Source organism: Aquabacterium sp. (assembly GCF_049274795.1).
Lineage (GTDB): Bacteria > Pseudomonadota > Gammaproteobacteria > Burkholderiales > Burkholderiaceae_C > Aquabacterium.
In genome coordinates this window covers 36,192-58,068 of record NZ_JBASTH010000026.1, presented here as the reverse complement: position 1 = coordinate 58,068, position 21,877 = coordinate 36,192, and the positions used below count along the sequence as shown (strand labels likewise).

Here is a 21,877-nt window from a genome sequence, read left to right as displayed (position 1 = left end):
CTGCTCCTAGAGGCCGGGGCTTCTTCATTGCTGCGCGATGGTACCCGAGGTCTGGGCCACAGCAACCGTGCCGCAGCGCTCGATCTGCGTGCGCGCTACCGATCGGGCACGCGCATCCAGGGCCAGCAGAGCCTCGACGCTGGCGGCGTCGCCCTTGGCCACGGCCACGCCGGACAAGGTGCCCTCGTTCACCGCATGGATCTGATCGAAGCGGATCTGCCCTTGCAGAAAGGCATCCACGGCGATCTCGTTGGCGGCATTGAGCACGCAAGTGGCGCCATCTTGCGCCTTCAGCGTCTGCCAGGCCAGCTTCAGGCCCGGGTAGCGGCGCTCACAGGGCTCGTTGAAGGTGAGCGACGACAGCTGTGTGAAATCAAGTAAATCCGCGCCGGATTCGATGCGCTCGGGCCACGACAGGCCATAGGCGATGGGCACGCGCATGTCGGGCGTACCCAGCTGGGCCAGCACCGAACGGTCACGGCACACCACCATCGAGTGGATGATGCTCTGCGGGTGGATGACGACCTTGATGCGGTCAGGGGCCAGCTCGAACAGCCAGCGCGCCTCGATCACCTCGAGCGCCTTGTTCATCATCGTGGCCGAATCGACCGAAATCTTGCGGCCCATCACCCAGTTGGGGTGGGCGCAGGCCTGATCAGGGGTGATGCCCGCGAACGTGGCCGGATCGCGCTGCCGGAACGGCCCGCCGGACGCCGTCAGCACGATGTGGTCGATGCGCTGCGCCCAGGTGGAAGGATCCTCCGGCAGGCACTGGAAAATGGCCGAATGCTCGCTGTCGATGGGCAGCAGCGTGGCGCCGCCCTCGCGCACCGCCTGCATGAACAGTGCGCCGCCCACCACCAGGGCCTCCTTGTTGGCCAGCAGCAGGCGCTTGCCCGCACGCGCGGCGGCCAGGCATGGCGGCAGGCCGGCGGCACCCACGATGGCCCCCATCACGATGTCGATATCGGGGTGGGAAGCAATGTCGCACAGCGCCTGCTCGCCGCTGAGCACCTCGGTGCGCAGGCCGGCTTCGCGCACGGCTTGGCGCAACTGCGCCGCCTGCGCCTCGCCAGGCATCACGGCCCAACGCGGCTTCCATTGCAGGCACTGGGCCAGCAGCTCATCGACACGGCGGCCACCCGCCAGCGCAAGCACCTCGAAACGCCCCGGGTGGCGGGCCACCACGTCCAGCGTGTTGGTGCCGATCGACCCCGTGGAGCCGAGCACGCACAGGCCCTGCAGGCGTTGGCCAGAGGGCCCCATGGTTACAGAATCACCCATGGCACAGCGACATCAAGGCCAGCGACAGCGGCAGCACCGGCAGCAAGGCATCGATGCGGTCCAGCACACCGCCGTGGCCGGGCAACAACTGGCTGCTGTCTTTCTGGCCGGCCTGGCGCTTGATCAGGGATTCGAACAGGTCCCCGACCACGCTCATGCCCGTCAGGCCGAGCACGGCCACGACCAAGCCAGGCAGCCCCAGCCCCAGCAGCAGGCGGCTGTAGACGCTGGGGGAATCGACATGCCAGTGCTGGTCGATCCAGATCCACAGCGCCGACAGTGCCAGGGTGGCCACCATGCCGGCCAGCACGCCTTCCCAGCTCTTGCCTGGGCTGATGCTGGGCGCCAGCTTGCGCCGCCCGAAGGCGCGCCCGCCGAAATAGGCACCGATGTCCGCAGCCCAGACCAGACACAGCACGGACAGCAGGAAGTTGAGGCCCTGCAGCTTCGCTTCCGTCAAGGCCAGCCACGCCAGCGCCGCCAGCAACACACCCAGCACCAGACGCAGCACCGAAGCCACGCGGCGCCACCAGGTTGAGCCCCAGCGCAGCACCGCCGCGCCACCCAGCACCCACAGCAGCGCGGTGCCCAGCCACAGCCCTGCCGGCAGCACGAAGCCCACGGGCGCCACGCCCGGCGCATGCACATGCGGCACGCTGGAAGCCGCCGGCTCGGACACCAGATCCGCATGGCTCCACACAGGCAAACCACCGGCATCGGCCACCAGCAGCGACAACACAGCCACCGCCAGGCCGATCAGCCAAGCCGTGACACCGCTGCCCCCATTGAGGCGCGACCATTCCCAGCCCGCAGCCGACACGAACGCCAGGCTGAGCAGCGCGAAAGGCCACAGAGCCTCGACTGCGAGGGACGGCAGCAGCACGGCCATCAGGATCAGTGCAGTGATGACTCGTTGTTTCAGCATCGTCGTCAGTTCCCCCAAGTCTTGAGCGACTGGGCAACGCCCGGCACTGACTCATCCTGGCCGACATCGCCGAAACGGCGCTCGCGCCGCCAGAAAGCCTGCAAGGCCTTGTCAAGTTCCTCGTCGTCGAAATCGGGCCACAGGCAATCCGTGAACACCAGTTCCGCGTAGGCGCTCTGCCACAGCAGGAAGTTCGACAAGCGAACCTCACCACCCGTGCGGATGAACAGGTCCGGATCCGGGGCGTAGTTCATGGCCATGTAGCGCGTCAGCAGCACCTCATTGACCTGATCGGCCGGCACGCCATCGGCGACCATGCGCTGGCAGGCCTGCGCGATATCCCAGCGGCCACCATAGTTGAACGCCACCGTCAGCACCAGCCGCTTGTTATGAGCCGTGGCCGTGCTGGCATCCAGCAGGGCCTGGCGCACCTTGGACGACACACCGGCCATGTCGCCCACCACCTGGATCTGAACGCCATCGGCCTCCAGCTTGGTCAGGTGCTTGGACAAGGCCACGATCAGCAGGCTCATCAGGCCGGAGACCTCTTCCTCGGGGCGCTTCCAGTTCTCCGACGAGAACGCGAACACCGTGAGGTACTCGATGCCGCGATCCGCGGCAGCCTGCACCACGCGCACCAGGGCATCCACGCCAGCCTTGTGCCCCATGCCCCGAGGCATGAAACGGCGCTTGGCCCAGCGGCCATTGCCGTCCATCACGATGGCCACATGCCGGGGCACGGGCTGATCGTTCGAGGCGGCGGGCGTGAGGGCTGAAAACATGGAAGGACTGCCTGGCTGTGTGATTTCTTGAAACGCGACGAGGCGGACCAGCCGCCTCGCTTCTCAAACCGTCAACATGGTTTGCAGGGAATGCAAGACCATGGGTGGCCCTCAGACAGCCAGCACTTCGGCTTCCTTGCCCTGCACCAGCTTGTCGATCTCGGCAATGGTCTTGTCCGTCAGCTTCTGAACGTCGTCCTGCGAGCGGCGGTCTTCGTCTTCAGTGATGGCCTTGTCCTTGAGCAGTTTCTTGGCCTGCTCGTTGGCATCGCGGCGCAGGTTGCGCACGGCCACCTTGGCGTCTTCACCAGCGTTGCGGACCACCTTGGTCAGTTCCTTGCGGCGCTCCTCCGTCAACGGGGGCATCGGCACGCGGATCAGGTCACCCTGCGCAGCGGGGTTCAAACCCAGGTCGGACTCGCGGATGGCCTTCTCGATCTTGGCGCCCATGCCCTTTTCCCAGGGCTGAACGTTGATCGTGCGGGCATCCTGCAAGGTCACGTTGGCGACCTGGCTCAAAGGCACCATCGAGCCGTAGTACTCCACATGCACCTGATCCAGGATACCGGGGTGGGCACGACCCGTGCGGATCTTACCCAGTTCGTTCTTGAAAGCCTCAATGGACTTGAGCATTTTCTGCTCGGCGTTCTTCTTGATGTCTGCGATGCTCATGGAATGCTCCGTGCAAATACGTCTGATGGCGACCTTGCCCTGCCAAGGTCAGAACGCATCAGCGGGGTGGCTGGACGACAGGCGCCGGTCAGACGTGGACCAGCGTACCCTCGTCTTCGCCCAGCACGACGCGCTTGAGCGCGCCGGGCTTGAAAATGGAAAACACCTTCAGGGGCAGGTTCTGGTCACGGCACAAGGCAAAGGCCGTGGCGTCCAGCACCTGCAGGTTCTTGATCAGGGCCTCGTCGAACGTGATGCTGGCATAGCGCGTAGCCGACGGATCCTTCTTGGGATCGGCCGTGTAGACGCCATCGACCTTGGTGGCCTTGAGCATGATCTCCGCGCCGATCTCGGCGCCACGCAGCGCGGCGGCGGTGTCGGTCGTGAAGAAAGGGTTGCCGGTACCGGCGGCGAACACCACCACCTTGCCCTCTTCGAGGTACTGCAGCGCCTTGGGGCGCACGTAGGGCTCGACCACCTGCTCAATGTTGATCGCCGACATCACGCGAGCCGTCATGCCTTCCTGGCGCATCGTGTCGGCCAGGGCCAGCGAGTTCATCACCGTGGCCAGCATGCCCATGTAGTCGGCCGTGGCACGGTCCATGCCCACGGAGCCACCCGCGACACCGCGGAAGATGTTGCCGCCACCGATCACGACAGCCACCTCGCAACCCAGCGTGGTCACCTCCTGGACTTCCTTGACCATGCGCACGATGGTGGCACGGTTGATGCCAAAGGCATCGTCGCCCATCAGGGCTTCACCAGAAAGCTTCAGCAGGATGCGCTTGTAGGCGGGCATGCAATCGTCCTTGTCGTCGTCATGTTTGGAAGCTCGGCTGGAAGGTTACCGCAAACCGCCCAGCGAACCTCGCTTTGGATTTAAAACCGCACCGGTGGTTCCGGCGCTCGCGGCGGTTTCTCAAGCAGCCGCGCCAGGAGAAGCAAGGGGGCCCGAAAGCCCCCTTGTTTCATCAGGCCTGGCCCTTGGCTGCGGCCACCGTGGCGGCCACCTCAGCAGCGAAGTCGTCCTGCTTCTTCTCGATGCCTTCGCCCACGACGAACATCGTGAAGCCCTTGGCGGTCGTGCTGGTCGACTTCAGGTACTGCTCGACGGTCTGCTTGCCGTCGGCGGCCTTCACGAAAACCTGGTTCAGCAGCGAGACTTCCTTCAGGTATTTTTGAACGGCGCCTTCGATCATCTTGGCAGCGATGTCGGCGGGCTTGCCGGCTTCAGCAGCCTTGGCCGTGGCGACGCTGCGCTCGGTTTCGATCAGAGCGGCGGGCACGTCAGCCGACGACAGCGACACGGGCTTCATGGCAGCGATGTGCATGGCCACGTCCTTGGCGGCCACGGCGTCACCATCGAACTCCACCACGACACCGATGCGGGCACCGTGCAGGTAGGCAGCCAAGTTGCCACCACCAGCGTAACGCTGGAAGCGACGGATGGACATGTTCTCGCCGATCTTGCCGATCAGGCCCTTGCGCACTTCTTCGACCGTGGGGCCGAAACCGTCTTGCGACAGGGGCAGTTCGCCAATGGCGGCCACATCAGCGGGGTTGTTCTTGGCGATCAGCTCGGCCACGGACTTGCCGAAGGCCAGGAAGGAATCGTTCTTAGAGACGAAGTCGGTTTCGCAGTTGATCTCGACCAGAGCACCGGTGGCGCCGTCGACATAAGCGGAAACCACGCCTTCGGCGGTCACGCGGGAGGCGGCCTTGGAAGCCTTGCTGCCCAGCTTGACGCGCAGGATCTCTTCAGCCTTGGCGAAGTCGCCTTCGGCTTCGGTCAGGGCCTTCTTGCACTCCATCATGGGAGCGTCGGTCTTGGCGCGCAGGTCGGCAACCATGCTGGCGGTGATGGCGGGCATATGCGTTCTCCGTAGGGGTTCTAGGCGCGGCGGTGCGGTTGTCACCGCCGCGTCACATCAGAATCAGTTTGAAAAAAAGGGGCTGAATCAGCCCCTTCGGATCCGGTCCGAGGACCTGGATGTGAAGTTCAGGCGGCTTCGTTGACTTCGACGAATTCGTCGTCGCCGGCAGCAGCCGTTTGAACGATGTCGTTCACGGCGTTGGCCTTGCCTTCCAGCACGGCGTCAGCCACAGCCTTGGCGTACAGCGCCACAGCCTTGGAGGAGTCGTCGTTGCCGGGGATGACGTAGTCGATGCCTTCGGGCGAGTGGTTGGTGTCCACCACGGCGATCACGGGGATGCCCAGCTTCTGGGCTTCAGCCACGGCAATCTTGTGGTAACCGACGTCAATCACGAACAGGGCGTCAGGCAGAGCAGCCATGTCCTGGATGCCGCCGATGTCCTTTTCCAGCTTGGCCAGATCACGCTGGAACAGCAGGCCTTCCTTCTTCTTCAGGTTGTCCAGACCGGCTTCGACCTGAACCTGGGCGTCCTTCAGCTTCTTGATGGAACCCTTGACCGTCTTGAAGTTGGTCAGCATGCCGCCCAGCCAGCGCTGGTTCACGAAGGGCACGCCGGCGCGCTGGGCTTCAGCGGCAACGACATCGCGGGCTTGGCGCTTGGTGCCGATCATCAGCACGGTGCCGCGGCGGGCGGACAGCTGCTTGATGAACTTCAGAGCATCCTCGAACGCGGGCTGCGTCTTCTCGAGGTTGATGATGTGGATCTTGTTGCGATGACCGAAGATGTACGGGGCCATCTTGGGGTTCCAGAAGCGGGTTTGGTGACCAAAATGGACACCGGCTTCCAGCATTTCGCGCATGGATACGGGCATGAGAGTGCTCCAGAGGTTGGGTCTAGAAACCGCCGCAGATCACGTGCGCCGCACCGGAAAACCACTCCCGGGCAACACGCGCGACACCTTGGTTGGGCGGTTTCGCGATTACGTTTGCCGACCTATTTCGGACAAACCCCGACATTCTAGCACGACTTAGCACCCCCTCCCGCCGCTTGGTCAGCTTCTGCGGCGAACACTCTTGCGGCTGGGCGCCTTCTTGCCCGCCGGTTTGCCTTGCGCAGCACGCTGCTCCGCCCGCAGCGATGGGGCAGCCGCTCCCTTCTTGCTGCCACGGCCAACCGACTTGCCGCCACGCTTGACCTCACGGTCGCGCCGCTGCACCTCGGCCAGTTGGGCCTGCGCCGATTCGAAACCCTCACCGCTGTCGCGGGCGCCATCGCGCGGGCCACCGCGGCGCTTGCTGCGCCCCGTGGCTTCGCCCAAGGGCCCTTGCCCCTCTCTCACGATGCGGAAATCGATTTTGCGGCTGTCCAGGTCCACACGACTGACCTGCACCCGCACGCGGTCACCCACGCTGTAGCGCACACCGGTGCGCTCGCCACGTAACTCCTGCCGGGCTTCGTCGAACTTGAAATAGTCGCCCCCCAACTCGGTGATGTGAATCAGCCCCTCCACATACAGGCCATCCAACTGCACGAACAGCCCGAAACTGGTCACCGTGCTCACGGTGCCGCCGTAATCCTCGCCCAGGCGCTCGCGCATGAACATGCACTTGAGCCAAGCCTCGACATCGCGGGAGGCCTCGTCGGCACGACGCTCATTGGCGCTGCAGTGCACGCCGGCCACTTCCCAGGCCACACTCTCTTCCGCCGACATCTTGATCTTGGCGCGCTTGGCAGGCGGTTTGGGCAGGGTCGCGCCCGGTTTGCCTTTCTTGAAGTTGCCGACCGAGGACACCACAGGCGGCAGGATCAGGCCGTAGCGCTCGCCGCTCAACAGCGCCTTGATCACACGGTGCACCAGCAAGTCCGGGTAGCGGCGGATCGGGCTGGTGAAGTGGGTGTAGGCCTCGTAGGCCAAGCCAAAGTGGCCGCTGTTGATCGGCGTGTAGATGGCCTGCTGCATCGAGCGCAGCAGCATCGTGTGGATCTGCAGCGCATCCGGCCGCTCCTTGGTGGCCTGCGCGATGGCCTGGAACTCGCCTGGCGTGGGCTCTTCGCCCACACTCAAGCCCAGGCCCAGCGCCTTCAGGTAGTTCTTGAGCGTCTGGCGCTTTTCCGGCGTGGGCCCTTCGTGCACACGGTACAGCCCCGGGTGCTTGCCTTTCTCAATGAACTCGGCCGAGCAGACGTTGGCCGCCAGCATGCACTCCTCGATCAGGCGGTGCGCCTCGGTGCGCGTACGCGGCACGATCTTGGCGATGCGACCGTTGTCGTCGCAGACGATCTGCGTCTCGGTGGTGTCGAAATCCACCGCCCCACGCACACTGCGCCCCTTGAGCAAGGCGCGATACACGTCGTAAAGGTTCAACAGGTGCGGCACCAACTCGGCACGACGCTGCGCCTCGGGGCCACGCGTGTTGCCGATGATGGCTGCCACCTCGGTGTAGGTGAAGCGCGCATGCGAGCAGATCACCGCCGGGAAGAACTGGTAGGCATGGATCTCACCCTCGGCCGTGATCAGCATGTCGCAGACCATGGACAGGCGATCGACCTCGGGGTTGAGCGAACACAGGCCGTTGGAGAGCTTCTCCGGCAGCATGGGAATTACACGGCGCGGAAAGTAGACGGAGGTGGCACGCTCGTAGGCCTCGCGGTCCAGCGGCTCGCCGGGCTTGACGTAGTGGCTCACGTCGGCAATGGCCACCAGCACGCGCCAGCCATTGGGCTTCTTGCTGCGCCCCATAGCCGCAGGCTCGCAATACACGGCATCGTCGAAGTCGCGCGCATCCTCGCCGTCGATGGTGACGAGTGGTACGTCGGTCAGGTCGATACGCCCCTTGCGGTCGGCGGGGCGGACCTTGTCGGGCAGCTTGGCCGTCTGGGCCAGCACGTCGTCGCCGAACTTGTGCGGCACTTCGTACTTGCGCACGGCGATCTCGATTTCCATGCCGGGGTCATCGATGCCGCCGAGCACTTCGCTCACGCGGCCAACGGGTTGCGCGTGCAGTGACGGCACCTCTGTGAGCTCAACCGCCACCACCTGCCCTGCCTGCGCGTTGGCGATGGCCTTGGGCGGGATCAGGATGTCCTGGCCGTAGCGGCGGTCTTCAGGCGCCACGAGCCACACGCCGCCTTCATGCAGCAGGCGGCCGATGATCGGGGTCTTGCGGCGCTCGATGATGCTGAGCACCTGGCCCTCGGGGCGGCCCTTGCGGTCGAAGCGGAGCACCTTGGCGCGCACGCGATCGCGGTGCAGCACGGAGCGCATCTCCTGGGGGGAAAGGTAGATGCTGCTGGCGCCATCGTCACTGACCACGAAGCCGTGGCCGTCGCGGTGGCCTTGCACCGTGCCCTCGATTTCGCTCATGAGGTTCACGGAAAGTTGCGTTTTACTTGTCATGCTTGTAATTTTGATGCTATAGTCTTAGTCTTCGCTGATCACTGCAAACAAATAGTTTGAAGCGATTTTCGAAGAACAGTACCTGCCCAGGTGGCGGAATTGGTAGACGCACTAGTTTCAGGTACTAGCGGGTAACTCCGTGGAGGTTCGAGTCCTCTCCTGGGCACCAGATGCAAGCCGCATGATCGAAAGGTCATGCGGCTTTTGTCTTTGTTGGCCACGTCACTGACCAGATAAAGCCAACGAGGATCGTGAACGTTGTGGGGTGGGATGGTTGCCGAGAGCGCCGCTTTCGAACGGGGCGCATGGCATCGATGGCGCTTTGTGCAGGCCTCGGCACTGCGGGGCGCCGCAAGGCTCGTGCGGCCAGGATCCAGTGGATCGATCAAAAACACCATGGCGTTCAGATTACCTCAAGCCGCACCGCTCGGGCACCAGAACACCCAACTGCCCCGCCTGGGATGTCATCTACTGATGCGCGCAACACACATGTGGCGCAAACGCACTGCAGATGCCGATATCGCTTCGAAGCCATGCTATAGTCTTGGTCTCGACAACGCACTGCAAACACAGCGCAGACATCGAGAAGTACCTGCCCAGGTGGCGGAATTGGTAGACGCACTAGTTTCAGGTACTAGCGGGTAACTCCGTGGAGGTTCGAGTCCTCTCCTGGGCACCAAGATGCAAGCCGCATGATCGAAAGGTCATGCGGCTTTTGTCTTTTCTGGCTCGATAGATTCATAGGCATCTTCACCCGCATGCGCCCTCCCCGCTTGTCGACAATGGAGGGCCCAAGAAAAAAGGCAACCCGCCGGGTTGCCTTCGATCCGAAGCGACGCACACAACGTGCGCCAAGCCATCATCACACCTGATAACGCTTGAGCAGCGCATCGGGGCGCAGCGTGTCGTACTCTTCGAAAGGCTGATGGATCCAGGGGCTGGTGGGCAGCGTCTCGACGTAGTAGTCGGGCGTGTAGCTGGAGACACCCTTGGTCCAGATCACGGCCGAGCGCAGTTCGGTGATGGCCGGCATGCCGCGCAGGCGGTCGACCACGGCGCGCAGCGTCACACCCGAATCAGCCAGGTCATCGACCAGCAGCACGCGGCCGGCCAGTTCCCCCTTAGGCATGGTAATGTACTTGGCCATGTCCAGACGGCCCTGCAGCGTGCCGCCGTCATCACGGTAGGAACTGGTCGACATGATGCCCAGCGGGCGGTCGAAGATGCGCGACAGCACATCGCCCGGGCGCATGCCGCCACGGGCCAGGCACAGGATCTGGTCAAACTCCCAACCCGAGGAGTACACCTTCAGCGCCAGACGTTCGGTCAGCTGGTGGTACTCCTCCCAGGACACGTACAGGTGTTTGCCGTCATCGGTGAGCATGGGGACTCCTAGGGAAATGCAAGTAGGAAGTTAAACAACAAAGGCCTGGCCTGTTTCAACCCTTGTAGGGGTGACGCAGCAGGATGGTGTGGTCGCGGTCAGGACCGGTGGAGACCATGTCGATGGGCGCGCCGATGAAGGCCTGCACACGCTCCAGATAGGCGCGCGCATTGGCCGGCAGTTTGTCCCATTCGGTGATGCCGAAGGTGGTGCCTTCCCAGCCAGGGAAGGTTTCGTAGATGGGTTCGCAGGCGATGATGTCGTCGGCGTCCAGCGGCAGGATGTCGACGCGCTTGCCATTGAGCATGTAGCCCGTGCAGACGTTGATGTCCTTCAGGCCGTCGAGCACGTCCAGCTTGGTGATGCACAGGCCCGAGATACCGTTGATCAGCACCGAGCGCTTGAGCGCAGCCGCATCCAGCCAGCCGCAGCGGCGGGCACGGCCCGTCACGGTGCCGCGCTCCTGGCCCACGGTGGACAGGTGGTAGCCCACGGTGCCTTCGGTTTCCCAGTCCAGCTCGGTCGGGAACGGGCCGCTGCCCACACGCGTGGTGTAGGCCTTGGTGATGCCCAGGATATAGTGCAGCTTGTCGGGGCCCACACCCGAACCGGCGGCGGCGTTGCCGGCCACGCAGTTGCTGGAGGTGACGTAGGGATAAGTGCCGTGGTCGATGTCCAGCAGCGTGCCTTGCGCACCTTCGAACAGCACGCTGCCACCGGACACGTTGTGGCCGTGGATCTGCACGCCGACATCGGCCAGCATGGGCAGGATCTGCTCGGCCACCTTCATGGCCTGGTCAAAGATGGGCTGGAACTCGATCACGTTGCTCTTGAGGAAGCCTTGCAGCGCGAAGTTGTGCAGTTCGAGCAGTTCGCGCAGCTTCTTGGCGAAACGGTCGGGGTGCTTCAGATCCTGCACGCGCAGGGCGCGGCGGGCCACCTTGTCTTCGTAGGCCGGGCCGATGCCCTTGCCGGTGGTGCCGATCTTGCCGCTGCCGCTGGTCTCGCGAAGGGCTTCGCGGGCCTTGTCCACCTCGACGTGGAAAGGCAGGATCAAGGGGCAGGATTCGCTGATGAACAGGCGCGAACGCACGTTCAGGCCGGCAGCTTCCAGGCGCTCGATCTCGGACAGAAGGTGGGTGGGATCGACCACCACGCCGTTGCCGATGTAGCAGGCCACGCCATCACGCATGATGCCGGAGGGGATCAGTTGCAGCGCAGTCTTCTTGCCGTTGATGACCAGGGTGTGGCCGGCGTTGTGGCCACCCTGGAAACGCACGACGGCGGCGGCATGGTCGGTCAGCCAATCGACGACCTTACCCTTGCCTTCGTCACCCCATTGGGTGCCGACGACCACAACGTTGCGGGCGGATGCGGGACGGGCCGACGCATTCGAAGGCGCGGTGGAGCTTTGCATGGCGGATTCCTGTTTCGCGTAGGGGTTGAGGCGGTGCGGATCTGAGGACGATTCGTCGTCAGATCGGGCGCACCTGCCAGCGTCCATCGATCAATGCGAGCTCGCGGTCGCAATCGAATTCCTGGACGTCGTGTTCATGTCCGGGCAGCACGCACACCACGGTGTGCCCCTGCCCTCTCAGTGCGCGCACGGCCTGGCGCAAGGCGGGGTCTCCACCCCAGGGAGCACGCACCGCCGGGCGCACGGCCAGGCCTTGGCGGCCAGCGAGCAACTCGGCAATGATCTTCAGGTCGAGGCTGAAGCCCACGGCGGGACGGCGGCGGCCGAACACGGCCCCCACCTCGTCGTAGCGGCCACCGCGAACCAGGGCATCGGCATGGCCTTCGGCATAGATGGCGAAGCGGGTGCCGCTGTAATAGGCGTAGCCGCTCAGATCGGACAGGTCGAAGCCCACGCGCAGATCAGGCTGGGCCTGGCGCAGATGGCGCGACAGCCAGGCCAGATCGTTCAGCGCAGCGTCGACCAGCGGGTGCTTGGGCAGCACGGCGCGGGCCTTGTCCAGTGTGGTGTCGTCGCCGTACAGCGTGGTGAGCGTCACCAGGACATCGGCAGCGCCTGCGGCACTGGCCAGGGGGCCTTGCGCCAGATCGTGCAACTCACCAACGTCCTTGTCGGTCAGGGCGCCCACGACGGCGGCATGAGTGGCATCGTCCAGATGCGGCAGGCCCAGGCCGGCCAGCACGCCCTGCACCAGGCGCACGTCGGCCAGGTCGATCACCAGGCCGGTCACGCCGGAGGCCTGCAGGCCTTCCAGGGCCAGCTCGGTCACTTCCAGATCGGCTTCCAGGCCGGCGTGGCCGTAGATCTCGGCACCCAGTTGCAGCGGCTCGCGGCTGGCCTGAGGGCTGGCCGGGCGAGTGTGCAGCACGGGACCGCAGTAGCACAGGCGGGTCAGGCCTTCTCGGTTGAGCAGGTGGGCATCGATGCGGGCCACCTGGGGCGTGGCATCGGCACGAACCCCCAGCGTGCGGCCGCTGAGTTGGTCAACCAGCTTGAAGGTGCGCAGGTCCAGTTCATGGCCGGTGCCCGTGAGCAACGAATCAAGGTGCTCCAGCAGGGGGGGCATGACCAGCTCGTAGCCGTAGCCACGCGCCGCATCCAGCCAGACGCGGCGCAATTCTTCCACGCGACGGGCTTGCGCAGGCAAGACGTCGGCAATGTGCTCTGGCAACAGCCAAGCAGACGACATAGGAAAACGTGTGGGGGTTAAAACCGGGATTCTACCGGGGTTCGGAGTGCCCGACCACCCTAGCCCAGCACCCAGATGAGGAGCAGTCCGCACAGGACGCTGCCGATACCGACCAAGCGCAGCTGTGCATCATTGAGTTGGAGCGCCTGTTCGAACACCCGCCGCCACGCGGCGGGGTTGATCATGGGCAGCAGGCCCTCGATCACGAAGATGAGGGCCAGGGCCAGCCAAAAGGCGTCGGCCATGACGGAATCGCGAGCGCCGGGGGCTTACTTGGCGCCGCCGGAGCCGCGCATGGCCTTGAAGAAGTCACTGCTGGAGTCGAGCACCATCACATCCGACTTGCTGCGGAAGGTGCTGCGGTAGGCCTCCAGGCTGCGGTAGAACTGCGCGAACTGCGGGTCACGGCCGAAAGCATCGGCGTACAGGGCTGAGGCCTTGGCATCGCCATCACCCTTGAGCTTTTGCGCATCGCGGTAGGCTTCGGCCACGATGATCTCGCGCTGGCGGTCGGCGTCGGCGCGGATCTTTTCACCTTCGGCAGCACCTTGCGAGCGCAGCTCGTTGGCCACGCGCTGACGCTCGGACTGCATGCGGCGGTAGACCGCATCCGTGATGCTCACGGAGAAGTCCACGCGCTTGATGCGCACGTCGACGATCTCGATACCGAAGGACTTGGCGTCGTCGGCCAGGCGCGAGATCACGCCCTGCATGACCTTCTCGCGCTCGGTGGACAGCACGGCGCCCACGGTACGGCGCGTCACCTCTTCGTTGAGCGCAGCCTGCACGATGGGGCTCAGGCGGTTCTCGGCGTCGCGCATGTCGGTGCCCAGTGCACGGATGAACAGGCGGGGATCGGTGATGCGCCACTTGAGCAGCCAGTCGATCACCAGGCTTTTCTTTTCAGCCGTGAAGATGGGCTTGGATTCGGGGCTGTCCAGGGTCTGCGTGCGGCGGTCGAGCACGACCACGTTCTGCAGCGGCGCGGGCAGCTTGAACTTCAGGCCGGGCTCGCTCACGACTTCCTTGATTTCACCCAGGCCGTACACGACGGCGTACTGACGCTGATCCACCACGAACAGGGTGGATGCCAGGATGATGAGGGCCAGCAGCGCGCCGACCACGATGATGCCAATGCGGTTCATGTCGGTTGTCCTTCGGGCTCAGCGGGCGTCACGGTCACGGCTGCGCAGGTTCTCGCGCGAGCGGGCGTCACTTGCCAGCGAGGGGCTGGACGAGGGCACGGTCGTGGTCGATTCCGGCACCGAGGCGGCATTGCCTGCGGCACCCGCCGCGCCGGCCACCGGCACACTGCCACCGCTGGCCTGCAGCAGCTTGTCCAGCGGCAGGTACAGCAGGTTGGAGCCCTGGCGCGAATCGACCATCACCTTGGTCACGTTGCTGTAAACCTGCTGCATGCTGTCGATGTAGAGGCGGTCACGCGTGACGGCTGGCGCCTTCTGGTACTCCGTCAACACCGAACGGAAACGCTGGGCATCACCATCGGCCTGTGCGACCACACGGGCGGCGTAACCGGCTGCTTCCTCGCGCAGGCGCGCGGCGGTACCTTGGGCCTTGGGGATCACGTCGTTGGCGTAGGCCTGGCCTTCGTTCTTCAGGCGCTCACGGTCGGCACCGGCCTTCACGGCATCGTCGAAAGCGGCCTGGACCTGCTCGGGGGCCTGCACGTTGCGCACGTTGACGTTGACGATCGTGACGCCGGCCTTGATCTTGTTGAGCTGCGACTGAACCGACTTGACCAGTTCGGTGGCGATGGCGTCGCGCTTCTCGTAGAGCACCGAGTCCATCGTGCTGGTGCCGACGATCTCGCGCACCGCCGATTCGGCCGCCTGCTTGACGGCCTCGTCGGAGCTGCGGTTCTCGAACAGGTACTGCTTGGCATCGGCCAGGCGGTATTGCACCGTGAACTGGATATCGATGATGTTCTCGTCGCGCGTGAGCATGGACGAATCGCGCAGACCCGTGCCCTGCTCCACTGTGGGACTGCCCACTTCCAGCGAACGCAACTGCGTGACGTTGACGATCTCGTGACTCTGGAAGGGGTACGGGCCGCGCCACTGGAAGCCAGCCTCGGAGGTGTGGCTGTAGCGCCCAAAGGACATCACCACGGCCTGCTGGCCTTCCTGCACAATGAAAAAGCCGCTGCCCAGCCACACCAGCACCACCAGGCCGGCCACCAGGCCGATGCCGATGCCTGCGCCCGTGGGATCGGGCGACATGCTGCCGCCAGGACCATTGCTGCCATTGCCACCCTGGTTGCCGCCATCACCGCCGCGGCCAGAAAACAGGCCACTGAGCTTGCGGTTGAAATCACGCCAGAGCTCGTCCAGATCGGGCGGACCGTCATCACGGCGGTTTTCGCTGGTGCTGACGCCGGCCACGCCGGGCAGCAGGCGATACAGACGGTGCGTCGAGCGCCACACCAGGCGCGTAGCGATCCCGGTCAGGAAACCCGCGGTCAGCGCCACGGCCGACGCCACGGCACGCAGGCCGGTTCGCGGCGCGCCCTGGGCGGGACTGGTCTCAGCGTTGTGCATGTCCATGTTCGAACGATTCTTGGTGAGAGGCCACGCCATCCTCCGACGGGGCCGTGAGTTCATGATTGTGCATGCCGAATGGCTGGAAGTCGGCCGAAAAGCCAGCGTCGACACTTTCCAGCCCGGAAACGGCCGCTTGCGAGAGCACTTCGCGCAACACATCGAGGCCGTCGCCGGTCAGGGCGCTGCAGAACACGCGCAGTGCGCGCGTGCCGTCGGGCATTTCGAAGATGTCGCGGTCATGGCGGGGCTGCTGGTGCTCCGGCAGCGCATCGCACTTGTTGAACACCAGCACCTGTGGGATGCCGGAAGCGCCGATAGAGTTCAACACCCGCTGCACTTCGGCCATCTGCTCGAGCAGCACTGGGCTGGCGGCATCGACCACGTGCAGCAGCACATCGGCCTCAGTAGCCTCCTGCAAGGTGGCCTCAAACGCCTCGACCAGCGTGTGCGGCAGGTCGCGGATGAAGCCGACCGTGTCGGAGATGGTGACGCTGCGCTGCGCCTGCGCAAGGTACAGCTGGCGCACGGTGGTGTCCAGCGTGGCGAAGAGCTGGTCGGCCGCGTAGGTGCCGGCCTTGGTGAGCGCGTTGAACAGCGTGGACTTGCCCGCGTTGGTGTAGCCCACCAGCGAGATGCGGAAGGTGCCCGTGCGCTCGCGGCCACGGCGCTGCGTGTTGCGCTGGCACTTGACCTTGATCAGTTGCTGCTTGAGCGACTTGATGCGCTGATCGATCATCCGGCGGTCCAGCTCGATCTGGGTTTCGCCGGGGCCGCCACGATGGCCCACACCGCCGCGCTGACGCTCCAGGTGGGACCAGCGGCGCACAAGCCGCGTGGAGAGGTAGCCCAACCGGGCCAGCTCGACCTGCAGCTTGCCTTCGTGGCTGCGCGCACGGTCACCGAATATCTCGAGGATCAGCGAGGTGCGGTCCAGCACCTCGACGCCGATGTGGCGTTCGAGGTTGCGCTGCTGCGCGGGCGACAGGGCCTGGTCGAAGATGACGGCCTGTGCCCTCTCATCGGCCACGAGGCGCTTGATCTCGTCGGCCTTGCCCGAGCCCACGAAGAACGCAGCATCGGGCGCCTTGCGGCGTGCGATCACACGCGCAATGGGCGCATCGCCGGCCGATTCGGCCAGCAAGGCAAGTTCATCAAGGGTGGGATCGAAGGACGATCCCGGCCCCAGATCGACCCCCACCAGCACGACCCTGGGCGGGCCGCTGGGGGCGGGCTCGAACGGCACTGAAGATGTCAAGGCGTGTCGGGCTTGGGTCGGATCTTTTGGGATGGAAGGAGGTTTGACGCCGTGTCAAAAACTCAGGCGTCGCCGTCTTCAGCGGCGTGGAAATTGACCGAACGGCCCGGCACCACGGTGGAGATCGCGTGCTTGTAGACCATCTGGGTCACGGTATTGCGCAGCAGGACGACGTATTGATCGAAAGATTCGATCTGGCCCTGGAGCTTGATGCCGTTGACCAAATAAATGGACACGGGCACGTGCTCTCTGCGCAGAAGGTTCAGGAACGGGTCTTGTAGAAGTTGCCCTTTGTTGCTCACGATATGCTCCGTGATAAAAAGTTTGGGAAAAGACACCTTATCACAGGCTGCATCCGCATTTGCGGCAGGGTCTTGGCCTGAAAAGTCAAGGTGACGCCGAGCGCGAATTTGCCCGGCGCGGGTTCAAATGTAGCCTATTGCGCGACGTTTACGAGAAAACCCGGAGTGACGCCCTTATTCTTTCTCGGCAAAGGGGTTCGACGAGAGCTTCATCTCGATGCGCAGCGGCGTGCCCGTGAGCTTGAAGTGCGCGCGGAAACGCCCTTCCAGGTAGCGCTTGTAGCTCTCTGAGACGTGCTCCAGCGCATTGCCGTGGATCACGATCACAGGCGGGTTCTGGCCGCCCTGGTGGGCATAGCGCAGCTTGGGCCGCGACATGCCGCCACGCTGCGGCTGCTGGAACTGCACGGCCTCTTGAAGCAGGCGCGTGAGCACGGGCGTGGACATCTTGCAGCTGGCCGAGAACCAGGCATCGCTGATGGCCTTCCAAAGCGGGCCCAGGCCCTGGCGCTTGATGGCCGAGATGTGCAGCACGGGCGCGAACTTGAGGAAGGCCAGGCGCGTCTCGATGGAGCGCTGCAGCATCTCGCGCTGGTAGGAATCGACCGCGTCCCACTTGTTGATGGCCACGACCACGGCACGGCCCGATTCAAGCACGAAGCCGGCAATGTGCGCATCCTGGTCGGTCACGCCTTGGGTGGCATCGATCAGCAGCAGCACGACGTTGGCATCGGCGATGGCCTGCAGCGTCTTGACGACGGAGAACTTCTCGATGGCCTCGAAGACCTTGCCCTTGCGGCGCAGGCCGGCCGTGTCGATCAGCTCGAAGCGCTGGCCATTGCGCTCGAAGGGCACCTTGATCGCATCGCGCGTGGTGCCGGGCATGTCGAAGGCCACCAGGCGCTCTTCACCCAGCCAGGTGTTGATCAGCGTGGACTTGCCGACGTTGGGGCGACCCGCCACCGCCAGGCGAACCGGGCGGTCGGGATCGTCTTCCAGCAGGTCCTCATCATCGTCTTCGTCACCAAAGAACTCGTCGAGTGCCATGTCCAGCAGGCTGCGGATGCCCTGCCCGTGCGCCGACGACACCGGGATGGGATCGCCGATACCCAGCTCGTAGAACTCGGCCAGCTGCGGCGAATCCTGCATGCCTTCGGCCTTGTTGGCCGCCAGCAGCACCTTCTTGTTGGCGCTGCGCAGGTAGTTGGCGATGTCGTGATCCTGGGCAGACAGGCCCGCGCGCAGATCGACCACGAAGATGACGGCATCGGCCTCGGCCACGGCCTGGCGCGTCTGCTTGGCCATCTCCTTGAAGATGCCGTCCGTGCAGTCGGGCTCGAAGCCGCCTGTGTCGATGACGATGTACTCGCGGGCGCCCTGGCGGCCTTCGCCGTAGTGGCGGTCCCGCGTGAGGCCGGCGTAGTCGGCCACGATGGCGTCACGGCTCTTGGTGAGACGGTTGAAGAGCGTCGATTTGCCGACGTTGGGGCGACCGACGAGCGCGATGACGGGTTTCATTCGAAAGAAGCAGGCTGGCCGGGCTTATTGAGCCCGCAGCGCGTAAAGGGTGCCGCCGCGGGTGGCCACCAGCAGAGTGCCATCCACGACCTTGGGCGCGCCGCTCAGGGCGCTGTCCAGGGACAGGCGGGCCACGGTGCGGCCATCGCTGGACGAGAGGAAATGCAGTTGACCGTCGTAGTCGCCCACGGCGATCAGGCCAGCCCACAGCACGGGGGTGCTCAGGGCGCGGTGCTGGAAGCGGTCGATGCGCCACAGCACCTCGCCGGTTTCGGCACGCCAGGCGGTCAGGCGGTCGGCGCTGTCTGCGCCCACGACGATGCGGTCGTCAGCAGCCAGGCCCTGGTAGCCGGCCTGCGGACGCGACCAGCGCAGGGTGCCGCGGTTCATGTCCACGCAGCCGACGGACAGCTGGAAGGAACGCACGCACAGGTCGTCATCGCTGCGCACGGGCGGACCGACCAGGTCGGACAGGCGCTCGACCTCGTTGGTGCCGCGCGGCAGGCCCAGGCTGGCCTCCATGCGCACGGTGCCGCGCAGCGGGTCCAGGCCGATCAGGCGCGAACCCAGGCCCACCACCAGGGTGTCGCGGAAGGCGGCCAGCACACCAGACTGGGCCAGGGCCAGGGGGTCAGTACCCGGGCGCTGGAAGTTCCACAGCCAACGGCCGTCCTGGGCGTCATAGGCGCGCACGCTGCGGTCGACCGATTGCACGAAAACACGCTCACCGGCGACCAGCGGGGCGGTGATCACGCGGCCCGGCAGGCGATCACGCCACAGCGGCTTGCCGCCGTCGAGGACGACGAGTTCGTTGTCGGTGGTGACGACCGCCGCGAAGCGGCCATCGCTGCCAACGCCTGCACTGAGCTTGCTGCCAGCCTGGCCCTTCCAGAGCTCACGGCCGCCGGCGAGATCGACGGACACGATCTGGCCATCGGAGGCGGCCACGGTCACGGCGCCGTTGCTCACGGCCAGCGACATGGGGCCATCGGCCTGGCCGACGCGCACGCTCCAGGCGGTGCGCACGGTCTGGCTCGGGGTGAAGGTTTCCAGGGCCGCGGGCTTGGGCTTGGAAGAGCTTCCGCAACCCGCCAGCACGGCAGTGGCCACCAGCACGGCGCCAGCGCGCCAGAACATCGTCGGTCTCGTCATGATTCGGGTGTGAATGTCGTGAAAGATTGCAGCCTGCCAGGGCCTGCACAGGGGCATCAATGGGCAGCAGAAGCGCTGCCCTGGACCACCGACGGCGCCGGCGGCTCACCCAGTGCGGTGAGCTTGCCTTCGATGAAGCGGCGGTATTCAACCTTGGCGTCCATGGCCATCCAGGCGGCTTGATAGGCCTTGAGGGCCTCGTCCTTCTTGCCCTGCGACAGCAGGATGTCGCCGCGGCGGTCATCGGCCAGGGGCTTGAACTCCTCAGGCACCTTGGCGTCGACCAGCTTGAGGGCTTCGTCGTACTTCTTGGCGTCGAGCAGCAGGCCCGCCAGGCGCAGACGCGCCACGGCCACCAGGTCATCGTTCTTGCCGTTGTCCACCAGCCACTGCAGGCTGGCCTGGCCTTGGTCGGCCTTGCCGGCATCGACCTGGGCCCGGGCAGCCAGCAGGGCGCCCTGCTCTGCGAAGGTGGCGCCAGCGTACTGGTCCTTCAGGTCATTGAAGACGCGGCCGATCTTGTCGACATCGCCAGCCACGACGGCACGGTCCAGCTCTTCGTAGAGGCCGCCGGCCTTGGCGGCCTTGTCGTTCTGCCAGTAGAGGTAGCCCGTCCAGGCGGCATAGCCACCCAGCGCGATCACGAGCACCCAGGTGACCAGGTTGCCATACCTCTTCCACAGGTGCTTGGCGTTGTCGAGCTGTTCTTGTTGTTCGAGGTTGTACGTGGCCATCGAATCCTCTGATCGCTGTGCGAGGTTGGTTGGAAGTGCGTGATTATCGCCGGGCCGGAGGGCTCAGCCCGCGGTGCGCAGGCTGGAAGCCCAGACCGCCACGTCGGCCAGCGGGGCCAGGCACTGCTCGCCCCCGTCACGCAGGGGTTTGATGGCCACTTCGCCGCGCGATGCCTCATCAGGGCCGAACACCAGGGCAAACCGGGCGCCGCTGGCGTCGGCCTTCTTGAACTGGGATTTGGGGCTGGCCGGCCCGTCCTTGCCGGCCGGGTTGAGCACCACCGACACGCCCTGGGCGCGCAAGGCCTCCAGCGTCGTCATGACGGGGGCCAGGGGCGTGCCCGCCAGCACGACGGCGAAAGCGTCGGGCGCCACCGGGGCGGGGATCTTGCCCACCTCTTCGAGCAGTAGCAGCAGGCGTTCGATGCCCAGGCCCCAACCGACGGCTGGCGCGGGCTTCTTGCCACCGAGCTGCTCGATCAGGCCGTCGTAGCGGCCACCACCGCAGACGGTGCCCTGCGAGCCCAGCCGCTCGGTGATCCACTCGAACACCGTAAGGTTGTAGTAGTCCATGCCGCGCACCAGGCGCGGATTGACGCGGTAGGCGATGCCAGAGGCATCCAGCGTGGCCTTGACCGCCTCGAAATGGGCCAGCGAGGCCTCGCCCAGGAAATCGATCAGGCGCGGCGCGCCTTCGACCACAGGCTGCAGCGCCGGGTTCTTGGTGTCCAGGATGCGCAGCGGGTTGCTGTGCAGGCGGCGGCGGGCCTCCTCATCCAGCAGGGCTTCGTGCGATTGCAGGTAGGCGATCAGGGCCTCGCGGTGGGCCCGGCGCTCATCGGGCTGGCCCAGGCTGTTGATTTCAAGGCGGACATCATCCCCCACCGCCAGACCCAGATCGCGCCACAGCGCGGCGCTCATCAGGATGATTTCGGCATCCACATCGGGGCCGGCGAAGCCCAGCACCTCGGCGCCGACCTGGTGGAACTGGCGGTAGCGGCCCTTCTGCGGGCGCTCGTGGCGGAACATCGGGCCGATGTAGTACAGGCGCCTGCCGCCTTCGTACAGGAAGCTGTGCTCGTTCACGGCGCGCACCACGCCGGCGGTGCCTTCCGGGCGCAGGGTGAGCTTGTCGCCATTGAGGCTGTCTTCGAAGGAGTACATCTCCTTCTCGACGATGTCGGTCACCTCACCCAGGCCGCGCACGAACAGGGCCGTCGGTTCGACGATGGGGACGCGCACGTTCTGGTAACCGTAGCGGCGCATCAGTGCACGGACGGTGTCCTCCAGCCATTCCCACCGCGCCGAATCGGGCGGAAGGATGTCGTTCATGCCTTTGACGGCTTTGAGTTGTTCGGCCATGGAATCAG

At 65.1% G+C, this 21,877-nt stretch carries 20 protein-coding genes and 2 tRNA genes; 2 read left to right on the top strand and 20 right to left on the bottom strand.

Annotated elements, in window-relative coordinates; translation table 11 throughout:
- Positions 1-24 precede the first annotated feature (24 nt).
- From ispC to rnr, 8 genes are all read right to left on the bottom strand, one after another.
- The gene (ispC, locus tag WAQ08_RS03380) at positions 25-1,284 is read right to left on the bottom strand and encodes a 1-deoxy-D-xylulose-5-phosphate reductoisomerase (RefSeq protein WP_422189226.1); all 1,260 of its coding nucleotides are present in this window, start codon (positions 1,282-1,284) and stop codon (positions 25-27) included.
- Entirely contained in the window at positions 1,277-2,209 is a 933-nt protein-coding gene (locus tag WAQ08_RS03375) for a phosphatidate cytidylyltransferase (RefSeq protein WP_422189225.1), read from the bottom strand. Before WAQ08_RS03375 ends, ispC begins: the two co-directional genes overlap by 8 nt.
- A gap of 5 nt (positions 2,210-2,214) precedes the next feature.
- On the bottom strand, positions 2,215-2,991 hold the full coding sequence (gene uppS / locus WAQ08_RS03370; RefSeq protein WP_422189224.1) for a polyprenyl diphosphate synthase: 777 nt from the start codon (positions 2,989-2,991) through the stop codon (positions 2,215-2,217).
- 111 nt (positions 2,992-3,102) lie between these two features.
- A complete protein-coding gene (frr, locus tag WAQ08_RS03365) occupies positions 3,103-3,663 on the bottom strand; it encodes a ribosome recycling factor (RefSeq protein WP_422189223.1) in 561 nt (186 codons plus the stop codon).
- An 88-nt stretch (positions 3,664-3,751) separates the two neighbouring features.
- Positions 3,752-4,462: a UMP kinase gene (gene pyrH / locus WAQ08_RS03360; RefSeq protein ID WP_422189222.1), complete on the bottom strand. Its 711-nt coding sequence runs from the start codon at positions 4,460-4,462 to the stop codon at positions 3,752-3,754.
- A gap of 172 nt (positions 4,463-4,634) precedes the next feature.
- The gene (gene tsf / locus WAQ08_RS03355) at positions 4,635-5,534 is read right to left on the bottom strand and encodes a translation elongation factor Ts (RefSeq protein ID WP_422189221.1); all 900 of its coding nucleotides are present in this window, start codon (positions 5,532-5,534) and stop codon (positions 4,635-4,637) included.
- Between the two features lie 128 nt (positions 5,535-5,662).
- On the bottom strand, positions 5,663-6,409 hold the full coding sequence (gene rpsB / locus WAQ08_RS03350) for a 30S ribosomal protein S2 (RefSeq protein ID WP_422189220.1): 747 nt from the start codon (positions 6,407-6,409) through the stop codon (positions 5,663-5,665).
- Between the two features lie 180 nt (positions 6,410-6,589).
- Positions 6,590-8,902 carry a ribonuclease R gene (gene rnr / locus WAQ08_RS03345; protein ID WP_422189219.1) on the bottom strand — a complete coding sequence of 771 codons (2,313 nt, stop codon included), beginning with the start codon at positions 8,900-8,902 and terminating at the stop codon, positions 6,590-6,592.
- A gap of 117 nt (positions 8,903-9,019) precedes the next feature.
- Between rnr and WAQ08_RS03340 the strand changes: the two genes are divergently transcribed.
- A tRNA-Leu gene (locus tag WAQ08_RS03340) sits at positions 9,020-9,104 on the top strand.
- A gap of 425 nt (positions 9,105-9,529) precedes the next feature.
- Positions 9,530-9,614, top strand: a tRNA-Leu gene (locus WAQ08_RS03335).
- 183 nt (positions 9,615-9,797) lie between these two features.
- On the opposite strand, the gene WAQ08_RS03330 is transcribed toward WAQ08_RS03335, so the two are convergent.
- The 12 genes from WAQ08_RS03330 to hisS all read right to left on the bottom strand — a co-directional run bounded on the left by WAQ08_RS03330 (position 9,798) and on the right by hisS (position 21,869).
- Entirely contained in the window at positions 9,798-10,319 is a 522-nt protein-coding gene (locus WAQ08_RS03330; RefSeq protein WP_422189218.1) for a phosphoribosyltransferase, read from the bottom strand.
- A gap of 55 nt (positions 10,320-10,374) precedes the next feature.
- Positions 10,375-11,736 carry an adenylosuccinate synthase gene (locus WAQ08_RS03325; RefSeq protein WP_422189217.1) on the bottom strand — a complete coding sequence of 454 codons (1,362 nt, stop codon included), beginning with the start codon at positions 11,734-11,736 and terminating at the stop codon, positions 10,375-10,377.
- Positions 11,737-11,794: 58 nt separating this feature from the next.
- Positions 11,795-12,985, bottom strand: coding sequence for an ATP phosphoribosyltransferase regulatory subunit (locus WAQ08_RS03320; RefSeq protein ID WP_422189216.1), 1,191 nt, complete (start codon positions 12,983-12,985; stop codon positions 11,795-11,797).
- Positions 12,986-13,044: 59 nt separating this feature from the next.
- Entirely contained in the window at positions 13,045-13,230 is a 186-nt protein-coding gene (locus WAQ08_RS03315; RefSeq protein ID WP_422189215.1) for a DUF2065 domain-containing protein, read from the bottom strand.
- Between the two features lie 24 nt (positions 13,231-13,254).
- The gene (gene hflC / locus WAQ08_RS03310; protein WP_422189214.1) at positions 13,255-14,130 is read right to left on the bottom strand and encodes a protease modulator HflC; all 876 of its coding nucleotides are present in this window, start codon (positions 14,128-14,130) and stop codon (positions 13,255-13,257) included.
- Between the two features lie 18 nt (positions 14,131-14,148).
- A complete protein-coding gene (gene hflK, locus WAQ08_RS03305) occupies positions 14,149-15,549 on the bottom strand; it encodes an FtsH protease activity modulator HflK (protein ID WP_422189213.1) in 1,401 nt (466 codons plus the stop codon).
- Positions 15,530-16,801 carry a GTPase HflX gene (gene hflX / locus WAQ08_RS03300; RefSeq protein ID WP_422189212.1) on the bottom strand — a complete coding sequence of 424 codons (1,272 nt, stop codon included), beginning with the start codon at positions 16,799-16,801 and terminating at the stop codon, positions 15,530-15,532. Before hflX ends, hflK begins: the two co-directional genes overlap by 20 nt.
- Positions 16,802-16,863: 62 nt before the next feature.
- A complete protein-coding gene (gene hfq / locus WAQ08_RS03295) occupies positions 16,864-17,103 on the bottom strand; it encodes an RNA chaperone Hfq (protein WP_125243601.1) in 240 nt (79 codons plus the stop codon).
- Between the two features lie 174 nt (positions 17,104-17,277).
- A complete protein-coding gene (gene der / locus WAQ08_RS03290) occupies positions 17,278-18,621 on the bottom strand; it encodes a ribosome biogenesis GTPase Der (RefSeq protein ID WP_422189211.1) in 1,344 nt (447 codons plus the stop codon).
- Positions 18,622-18,645: 24 nt separating this feature from the next.
- Positions 18,646-19,773 carry an outer membrane protein assembly factor BamB gene (gene bamB / locus WAQ08_RS03285; protein WP_422189210.1) on the bottom strand — a complete coding sequence of 376 codons (1,128 nt, stop codon included), beginning with the start codon at positions 19,771-19,773 and terminating at the stop codon, positions 18,646-18,648.
- 56 nt (positions 19,774-19,829) lie between these two features.
- Positions 19,830-20,507 (bottom strand): YfgM family protein, encoded by a 678-nt coding sequence (locus WAQ08_RS03280; RefSeq protein WP_422189209.1) that lies wholly within the window; start codon positions 20,505-20,507, stop codon positions 19,830-19,832.
- Between the two features lie 63 nt (positions 20,508-20,570).
- Entirely contained in the window at positions 20,571-21,869 is a 1,299-nt protein-coding gene (hisS, locus tag WAQ08_RS03275) for a histidine--tRNA ligase (protein WP_422189208.1), read from the bottom strand.
- Between the last annotated feature and the right edge of the window lie 8 nt (positions 21,870-21,877).